Source organism: Stenotrophomonas sp. 3diitr2024, assembly GCF_042136455.1.
Taxonomy (GTDB): Bacteria; Pseudomonadota; Gammaproteobacteria; order Xanthomonadales; family Xanthomonadaceae; genus Stenotrophomonas; species Stenotrophomonas sepilia.
This window is the reverse complement of sequence record NZ_JBHHMJ010000007.1, coordinates 1-1639: the sequence shown is the minus strand read 5'-3', so window position 1 is coordinate 1639 and position 1639 is coordinate 1. Positions and strand designations below refer to the sequence as shown.

Here is a 1639-nt window from a genome sequence, read left to right as displayed (position 1 = left end):
GCCAAGCCCCCAGGGACGGGTTCACGGCGTCCCCCGCGAACCCAACCCGCCCCGCCAGGCGAAGCAATAACCCAGAGCCGCCTTTGACGTTGATGTTGCTGTTGCCGTTGCCTGCCGCAGGCAGCGCCCGCGGCCGCCGCCGCAAAGGAAACCCCTTAGATCTTCTTCGCCAGCGCCTCGGCCAGACCGGTGTAGCTGCCCGGGGTCATCTCGAGCAGACGCTGCTTCGCATCCGTCGGCAGCTCCAGCCCCTGCACGAACGCACGCATCGACTCGGCCGTGATCCCCTGGCCGCGGGTCAGCGCCTTCAGCTGCTCGTACGGGTTTGGCAGGCCATGGCGGCGCATCACCGTCTGCACGGCCTCGGCCAGCACTTCCCAGGCCGCGTCCAGATCCGCATCCAGGCGCTGCGGGTTCACCTCCAGCTTGCCCAGGCCCTTGGCCAGCGAATCCAGTGCCACCTGGCTGTGGCCGAACGCCGTGCCCAGCGCACGCAGCACGGTGGAATCGGTCAGGTCACGCTGCCAGCGGCTGATCGGCAGCTTCGCGCTGAAGTGCTCGAACAGGGCGTTGGCGATGCCGAAATTGCCTTCCGCATTCTCGAAGTCGATCGGATTGACCTTGTGCGGCATCGTCGACGAGCCGACTTCGCCTTCCTTCAGGCGCTGCTTGAAGTAGCCCAGCGAGATGTAGCCCCAGATGTCGCGGGCCAGGTCGATCAGGATGATGTTGGCGCGGCGTGCGGCATCGCCGATCTCGGCCACGTTGTCGTGCGGCTCGATCTGCGTGGTGTACGGGTTGAATACCAGGCCCAGGCCGGTCACGAAGCGCTCGGCGAAGGCAGGCCAGTCCACGTCCGGGTAGCTGGCGATGTGGGCGTTGTAGTTGCCGACCGCACCGTTGATTTTGCCGGTCAGTTCGACCGCGGCAATCTGCCTGCGCTGGCGCTCCAGGCGCGCGACCACGTTGGCCAGTTCCTTGCCCAAGGTGGTCGGCGAGGCGGTCTGGCCGTGGGTGCGCGACAGCATCGGCTGGCCGGCCTGGGCGTGGGCCAGGCTGCGCAGGGTGCTGGCGATGCCGTCCAGGGTCGGCAGCAGCACTTCACGGCGGGCCTGTTCCAGCATCAGGCCGTAGCTGAGATTGTTGATGTCTTCGCTGGTGCAGGCGAAATGCACGAATTCCATCGCCGGAGCCAGCTCGGCGTCGTCCTTCAGCTGTTCCTTGATGAAGTACTCCACCGCCTTGACGTCATGGTTGGTGGTGCGCTCGATCTCCTTCACGCGTGCAGCCTGGGCCGGGCTGAAGCTGGCGGCCAGGGCGCGCAGGCGGGCGACGGCGGCGTCGGAGAACGGGGCCAGTTCGACGATGCCCGGCTCGGCGGCCAGCGCCAGCAGCCATTCCACCTCGACCGTGATGCGGGCCTTGATCAGGCCGTACTCGGAGAAGATCGGGCGCAGGGCGTCGACCTTGCCGGCATAGCGGCCATCGAGCGGGGACAGGGCGAGCAGGGCGGAATCGGACATGTCGGCAGGGCTGGGGCGAGCGGCGGGGGCCATATTCTACGACGTGCCGGTCAGGTAGTGCCGGCCGCTGGCCGGCAACCACGCCCGGCCTACGCTTCCATGGTGCCGGCCAGCGG

The 1639-nt window shown here is 67.7% G+C and carries 1 protein-coding gene; it reads right to left on the bottom strand.

Translation table 11 applies throughout. The annotated features are described in order from the left end of the window. Positions 1–155: 155 nt before the first annotated feature. The gene (gene purB, locus ABGA94_RS00035; protein WP_111174683.1) at positions 156–1523 is read right to left on the bottom strand and encodes an adenylosuccinate lyase; all 1368 of its coding nucleotides are present in this window, start codon (positions 1521–1523) and stop codon (positions 156–158) included. Positions 1524–1639 lie beyond the last annotated feature (116 nt).